At 69.0% G+C, this 7,144-nt stretch carries 6 protein-coding genes; 3 read left to right on the top strand and 3 right to left on the bottom strand.

All coding sequences use genetic code 11. The annotated features are described in order from the left end of the window. Positions 1-312 precede the first annotated feature (312 nt). Positions 313-2,397: a prolyl oligopeptidase family serine peptidase gene (locus BLS95_RS51650; protein WP_090946996.1), complete on the bottom strand. Its 2,085-nt coding sequence runs from the start codon at positions 2,395-2,397 to the stop codon at positions 313-315. A gap of 283 nt (positions 2,398-2,680) precedes the next feature. Between BLS95_RS51650 and BLS95_RS58775 the strand changes: the two genes are divergently transcribed. Next, positions 2,681-3,019, top strand: a complete 339-nt coding sequence (locus tag BLS95_RS58775; protein WP_090946995.1) for a helix-turn-helix transcriptional regulator — start codon at positions 2,681-2,683, stop codon at positions 3,017-3,019. A 357-nt stretch (positions 3,020-3,376) separates the two neighbouring features. Here the strand turns inward: BLS95_RS58775 and BLS95_RS51640 are convergent, their stop codons facing one another. Both BLS95_RS51640 and BLS95_RS51635 read right to left on the bottom strand, forming a co-directional pair. Further along, positions 3,377-4,030 carry a response regulator transcription factor gene (locus BLS95_RS51640; RefSeq protein WP_090946994.1) on the bottom strand — a complete coding sequence of 218 codons (654 nt, stop codon included), beginning with the start codon at positions 4,028-4,030 and terminating at the stop codon, positions 3,377-3,379. Beyond that, on the bottom strand, positions 4,027-5,091 hold the full coding sequence (locus BLS95_RS51635; RefSeq protein ID WP_176993876.1) for a sensor histidine kinase: 1,065 nt from the start codon (positions 5,089-5,091) through the stop codon (positions 4,027-4,029). Before BLS95_RS51635 ends, BLS95_RS51640 begins: the two co-directional genes overlap by 4 nt. A gap of 242 nt (positions 5,092-5,333) precedes the next feature. Between BLS95_RS51635 and BLS95_RS51630 the strand changes: the two genes are divergently transcribed. Continuing rightward, entirely contained in the window at positions 5,334-6,269 is a 936-nt protein-coding gene (locus BLS95_RS51630) for an ABC transporter ATP-binding protein (protein WP_090946992.1), read from the top strand. After that, complete coding sequence (locus tag BLS95_RS51625) at positions 6,266-7,078, top strand: hypothetical protein (RefSeq protein WP_090946991.1); 813 nt, start codon at positions 6,266-6,268, stop codon at positions 7,076-7,078. The genes BLS95_RS51630 and BLS95_RS51625 overlap by 4 nt, the downstream gene beginning before the upstream one ends. The last annotated feature ends 66 nt before the right edge of the window (positions 7,079-7,144 follow it).

Raw genomic sequence — 7,144 nt, 5'->3', positions numbered from 1 at the left:
GCGGGTGGTGCAGCTCACCCCGCCCGGGTCGGCCTGCTCGATCGTCATCGGCGCCGACACCGGGGCCGCTCCCGGCACGGTGCGGGGGCTGCAGCGCGCTGTGGCGGAGTTGGTGCAGCTGACCGCCCTCGGGTAGCAACGGTTCGAGCCGCTCCCACTCTGCGTTGGTTAAGCGCCCCATACTCCCATCGTGACGATTCGACCACGATCAGTCAGAAGATCTAAGAAACAGCGCTTAGGGCTACCACGACTTCGACGACCGGGAGTCGAGGGAGGCGCGTGCGTGTGCCGTACCCGACATGTCTGTCGTCATCATGACCCGTCGGACGCGTGCAGGATGAAGGCCAGCACATCGGCGAGCAGTGCCTGCTCCTGGTCTCTGGTCGAGCCGGCGCCATGCCCGCCGTGCTCCTCGACGCGCATCAGCACCGGCCGGCCGGAGGCCGTGGCCGCCTGCAGGCGAGCAGCCAGCTTCGCCGGCTGCCACGGCGGCACCCGCGCGTCGTGCAGGCCGGTGGTCAGCAGCACCGCCGGGTACGGCACGCCGTCGTGAACCCGCAGGTAGGCGTCGATGATCAGAAGGGCACGCAGGCCCTCCTCGGTGGTGATGCTGCCGAACTCGGGCACGTTGATCGGCCCGCTCTCGGTGAACTCGTTGCGCGTGGCGTTCACCGTCGGCACGTGCATCGCCATGGCCGCCCACAGCTCGGGGCGGCGCACCAGCGCGCCGCTGGTGGGGATGCCACCGCTGCTGGCGCCCTCGGCGGCCAGCCGTCCCGGACGGGTGTAGCCGAGGGCGATGAGGTGTTCGGCGCAGTCGATGAAGTCCGTGATGGTGGCCTCCTTGCGCGGGCCGAGCCCGGCCTCGTGCCATTCGCGGCCGTAGGTACCGCCGCCGCGCAGGTGCGCGACGGCGTAGACGCCGCCACGCTCGTACCAGGCGAGCATCTCGGGACGGAACTCCGGCAGGTCGATGAACCCGTGGGAGCCGTAGCCGGTGAGCATGGCCGGGTTGTCGCCGTTCAGCTCCAGGTCCTTGTGGTGGATGACGGTGAGCGGGATCGGCGTCCCGTCCTGCGCGGGCGCGTACAGGGTGCGGGCGTGTACGGCGCCGAAGTCCACCGGTGAGCGGGGCGCCAGCCCGGTGTCCTGGAGGGACTGGCCGTCGTAGCGGTAGAGCCGTGGCGCGTCGGTCCAGCCGGCCACCAGGAGCAGAGCTTCGGGCCGCTCGGGGTGGGTGGTCCACTCCAGGATGGCACCGTCCATCGGCATCGGGAGGTCGGCGGGCTCGCCGCCGGACAGGGGCACGTGCCGTACCCGGCTGACGCCGCCGTCGAGATCGCGCACCAGCAGCCGGTCGCCCACCACCCGCACCGTCTCCACCGCCCGCTCACCCGCGGGCACGACCACCCGGGCTCGGGACAGATCGGGTGCGGCAAGCGGAACGGCCAGCACGCGGGAGCGCGGCGCGTCCCGATGGGAGACCAGGTAGAGGGTGTCGTGGCTGGTGGCGAAGGCGGTCACGCCGTCCGCTGCGCCCGCGACCTTCCGCCACGGGCAGGCGTCCGGGTCGGCCAGCCCGGTCCGCGGCGCCACGTACACCGTGCAGTCGCTCAGCTGCTCGCTGGTCCAGGGCCAGGGGCTGAGCGCGCCGTGGGAGACGATCGCCAGCATCCACTCGCCTCGCGGCGGTACCACCAGGAAAGGCCGGTCCCGCGGGGTCAGCTCGACGTGGGGATTGAGGCCGCGGGCCAGCACCACCGTGTCCTGCGCCGGGTCGGCGCCCAGGTGATGCAGGAAGGAGCGGCTGTCCAAGCGGTGCTGCTCCACGTAGCGGTGATAGACGAACGACCGGCTGTCCTCCAGCCAGCTCAGGAAGGCGAAACGCGTCGTGGGCGGGATCGTCTCCCGGAGGGCGCCGGAGTCGGCGTCGATCACGTGGATGGAGCTGTCCTCCGACCCGGAGGCGGAGACGGCGCAGGCGACGTGGCGGCCGTCGGGGGAGGGCACGTACCAGTCGATGGTGTGATGCCCGTCGCCCGGCACCGTGCCGGGGTCGAACAGGACCCTGCTCGCTCCGTCGGCCTCGGTCACCGTCAGCACCGGCACGCGGGCGTCCGGCTCGCGTACGAGGGCGAAGACCCTGTCGGCGGCCATCGCGAGGCCGAAGTACCGCGTGAGCGCACCGCCCAGTTCGCGGATCCGGGTCAGCAGGCGAGAGCGGTGCGGCAGGGCGTCCAGGTACTCGCGGGCGTGCCTGGCCTGGCCGTCCAGCCAGTGGTGGAACTCCTCACCTTCGGTTTCCATCCACCGGTAGGGATCCTCAAGGGTGATGCCGTGCAGGGTCTCGCGCACGACGTCCACCCGGGCGATCGGGGGTTCGGTGATGTCGCTCATATGCGCATGATCATATTGCTGCCGTCTTCCGTGTGCCGCCCGGCGGCGGCCAGGTGATCGCGCCAGGCGGTCATCTCGCGGGCGATGATCCGCCGAGACGCGCTCGTGCCTGAGCCTGGTGGTGATCCAGGCGCGCAGCCGCTCCAGATGGCGGCTGATCTTGCCCGTGACTTCCGGAGAGCGGACTCCGCGCACCGCGAGATGGAGATAGCGCTCGATCCACACCCCGAGATCGTCCTCGACGTACCGCACCGTTCATCGGACTGCAACCAAATCAACGCAGATGGTGACACCTGCTGGACCGGCCGCGCGACCGGGTATTGTTCGGGCGGCGACGGCAACAGTGCATCGGGGGTGCGGCTGGATACTCGCACGTCCGCGGGGCTGCCTGAAGACCCCTCTACCGCGATTTGTACCAACGTTGGTACAGACCTTTGGTGATCATGCAGGTCACACGCAGGAGCAACTTGGCGAACGCGCCGATGTCGACCGGAAGACTATCAACCGCATCGAGAACGGTATGTACAGCCCGCACATGGACAAGGTGTTCCAGATCGCCGACGCGCTGAGCGTCCCCGCCAGGGACCTGTTCGAGTGGGATGGCGTCTCACGCTCGCGATGAAGGATGCGGTGCATGTCGATGGCGCCCCACTCCCAAAGTTTGCGCTCGGGAGTGAGGTGGTTCAGTGGTGGATCCAGGTCTGCAGGCCAACTCGGCTTAGCTGGCATAGTACTGGCACCTACTTCCTGGAAGACCGCGGCGTCGACCACTGGAGCGGGGGGATCGGCGAATCCTTCAGATGCTGAACCGTCAGCGGCCGAATCCGCGACCGGGGTCGTCCTGCCGGGGGAGCGGTGGCGGCATGTACGCAGCTGGGGTACGGCTGGGACCGAGCCGGTCAGTGCACGGGACCTCGCGGACAGACGCCGGTTCGCGCGCCTAACCGTGCTCGCAGAGGCCGACGTTGATTTTCTCGCTTCAGGGATTGTCGTTGCCCTGGAAGAAGATCGCTACCAGTTGAGCCCTGTCGCGGGCGTCGAGCTTGATCGACGCCCGCGACACATGGGTCTTGACGGTGAGCGGTGACAGGAACAGCAGCGCCCCGATCTCCTCGTTGGACAACCCTCGGGCGACGAGCTCGACGATCTCACGCTCGCGGGCGGTCAGGCCGGCGAGGTCTATCCGAGGAAGTGCGGAGTGCGTCGGGATCTGACGGACGCTTTCCAGCAGATGCGCCGTCGCCCTCGCTGAGAGTAGCGACTCGCCGCCGGCGACGACCCGCACGGCTTCGAGCAGTTGCTCTGGGTTGGCGCTCTTGCCGAGGAAACCGCTGGCCCCGGCTCGGATGGCGGCCAGGACGTGGTCGTGCAGCTCGAAGGTGGTCAAGATGATGACGCGGCCCCGCGCGAGGCTCTCGTCCCCGCAGATCGCCCTGGTGGCTTCGATGCCATCCATGTCGGGCATGCGGATGTCCATCAGCACGACGTCTGCCTGAGTGGCGCGGGCCTGGTTCACCGCTTCCAGGCCAGTCGTGGCCTCCCCGACGACCTCGATGTCGGGGGCGGTGTCCAGCAGGATGCGGATGCCGGCGCGCAGGAGCGCCTCGTCGTCGGCCAGCAGCACTTTGATCATCGTGTCTTCCCTGAAGGCAGGTGGACGGTCACCGTGAAGACCCCGTGCCCGACGAGGGTGCGCAGCGTGCCGCCGGCCCGCGCGGCCCGCTCCCGCATGCCGATGATCCCGCTGCCCCCGACCGGGAGCGGGGCAGGCCGGACGACGGGGGCGGCGTCCGGATCGCGCAATGGGTTGCCGACTTGGATGCGGACGGATCCGGGACGGTAGGCAACGCACAGGCTGGCCGTGCCGCCCGCTCCGTGTGTGAGCGCGTTGGTGAGTGACTCCTGGACGATGCGGTAGGCGGCCTGGTTCGTCGTAAGGGGCAAAGGGTAGGGCCGGCCTTCGATGGTCACGTCCACCGCCAGGCCGGCGGCGCGGAAGCCGTCCATCAGCTCGCCGATCGACTCGAGGCCGGCCGCGTGCGTCTCGCTCCTGCCGTTACGCAGCACGTCGAGCAGTTCGCCGAGCTCGTTCAGGGCGTTCGCGCTCGCCTGCCTGACATGCTCAAGCGCCTCGGCCGCGCCTTCGGGGCTGGACCTGAGCAGCTGCGCCGCGACGGCGCTCTGCACGTTGATCACGGCGATGCGGTGCCCGATGGCGTCGTGCACATCACGCGCGACCTGCAGCCGTTCCTCTGCCACCCGCCGGCCCGCCTCGCTCTCCCGCGCCTGCTCGGCCCGGGCGGCTCGGTCCTTGACCGCCGTGACATAGGCGCGCTGACTGCGTACCAGGGCGCCGCCCGTCAGCGTGAGCCCTGCCCACACCAGGGTCCCCCACAGGTCCTGCCACCCGGCGAGGAGGTCCGCCGTCACGACAACGGCGAGGACGGCGACGGCGGTGAGCCACGACTCCCGCCGACGGCGCTGAACCCCGACCGTGTAAAGGGCCATGCCCAGCCCGATCAGGTACGGGATGACCCCCGTACCCAGGACATATCCCGACAGGAGTGCCGAAAGCATCACGGCCACTGCCACATACGGCACGCGGCGTCGCACCGCGATCGCGACCAGTCCGGCGACGGCGACGAAACCCATGCCGGCGTCGGATTCCACCTCCGGCTCAAAGGTCGGCAGCATCGTGAACAGTGCAAGATAGCAGCACACGGCCACACCGTCGGCCCGCGCCAGCCCAAGAAAAGCCGCTCTATTCATCGGCGGCCCAGCCTATCGTCCGCCCATTTTCTTGCCCTCCCCCTGACGGCCGAGGTCAGCCGTACTCCAAATGGAGTATTCAGTTCGATATCACGCCTGTTGGAGTAACTCGCGATGACTCGCTCCGGCCGAATCGGGAAACGAGCGGATGGAATAACGTCGAGGCCGTGATAGAAATTGAGGAAATCACCAAGAAATATCAGGACAAGATCGCGGTGGATCGGTTGAGTTTCACCGTTCGGCCCGGTGTGGTGACCGGATTCCTGGGGCCTAACGGGGCCGGGAAATCCACGACCATGCGCATGATCCTCGGCCTGGACCGGCCGACCTCCGGGCGGATCCGGATCGACGGCCGTGACTACCGCGACGCCGCCAGCCCGCTGTGCAAGGTCGGTGCGTTGCTGGAGGCCAAGGCGGTGCACCCCGGCCGCTCGGCCTACGACCATCTGCGCGCCCTGGCCGCCACTCACGCCATCCCCGCCAGCCGGATCGACGAGGTCGTCGACCTGGTCGGGCTGAGCTCGGCCGCCCGACGTCGCGCCGGTGGCTTCTCGCTCGGTATGAGCCAGCGGCTCGGCATCGCCGCGGCCCTGCTCGGCGACCCGGAGATCGTCATGCTGGACGAGCCGATGAACGGCCTCGACCCTGACGGCATCCGCTGGATCCGCGACCTGCTCAGCGATCTGGCCCGCGAAGGGCGCACCGTCTTCATCTCCTCCCACCTGATGAACGAGATGGCCGTCACCGCCGAGCATCTGGTCATCATCGGCAAGGGCAGGCTCATCGCCGACACCTCCATGAAGGAGCTCACCGCGCGAGCCTCCGGCTCCCGCGTACGCGTCCGCAGCCCGCACGCCGGCCAGCTGGTGAGCCTGCTCAGCGGCCCCGACGTGAGTATGACCTACCACAACAGCGACCGAGAATTGCTGGTGGTGGCCGGGCTGAGCGCCAGGGAGATCGGCGAGCGGGCCTTCGAGGCTCGTTACGTCGTGCACGAGCTCACCCCCGTCACCGCCTCGCTTGAGGAAGCCTTCATGGAGCTGACCCACGGCTCCCTCGAATACTCCACCGGGCAGTTGCTCGGGGACAGGAGCGCGGCATGACCACCACCCTCGGTCCCGTCTCCACGACGATCCATCGGGTCACCCTCCTGCGGGTGGCCCGCTCCGAGCTCGTCAAGTTCCTGTCGCTGCGCCTCAACCTCCTCACCCTGGCTGCGGCGGCCGTGGTGACCTTCGCCTTCGGCCTGGTCAACGCGCTGGTGGTGACCAACCCTCAGGCCAAAGAGGCGCTGGAGGGATCCTTCGACCCGGTGGCACTGTCGCTGGCCGGCCCCGCGCTGGGCCAGCTCGTCGTCAGCACGCTCGGCGTCATGGTGATCACTGGTGAGTACGCGAGCGGATCCATTCGCGGCACCCTCGCCGCCGTTCCGCAACGGCTTCCCGTGCTGTGGGCCAAGATCGCCGTCGTCGCCGTGGCTTCCTTTGTGACGACTCTGCCGGCCCTGCTGGCCTCCTTCCTCATCTCCCAGCCGATTTTCGCCGGAGTGGACCTGCCTTCGGCCACGCTGGACGATCCGGGCGTCCGGCGCGCCGTCATCGCATCCGCCCTCTATCTCACCGGAACGGCGATCATGGGGGTCGGTCTTGGCCTGCTTTTCCGCAACACCGCGGCAGCCGCAGCCACGCTCAGCGGCGTCCTGCTGATCGGCGATTCCTTGCTCGCCTTGGCTCCACCGGCGATCTACGAGGCGGTCGCGCCCTTCCTTCCCTCCAACGCGGGTCTGTCCTTCACCAGCGTGCTGCCACCCGACGGGATGTTGCCGGTGTGGGGCGGCGTGGCGGTCTTCGCGGCCTACCTGGTCGTGATCTCCGCCGGGGCGGCCCTCGCCCTGCGGCGGCGCGACGTCTGACCACTGCGGTAACCATCGGGGCGACCCCGGCGGTGTGCCCGCATCGGCGAGAACCGATGCGGGCAC

The sequence above is a fragment of the Nonomuraea jiangxiensis genome (genome assembly GCF_900099965.1).
Lineage (GTDB): Bacteria > Actinomycetota > Actinomycetes > Streptosporangiales > Streptosporangiaceae > Nonomuraea > Nonomuraea jiangxiensis.
Note: the sequence above shows the minus strand (reverse complement) of the source record. Positions and strands in the feature narration are given on the sequence as shown.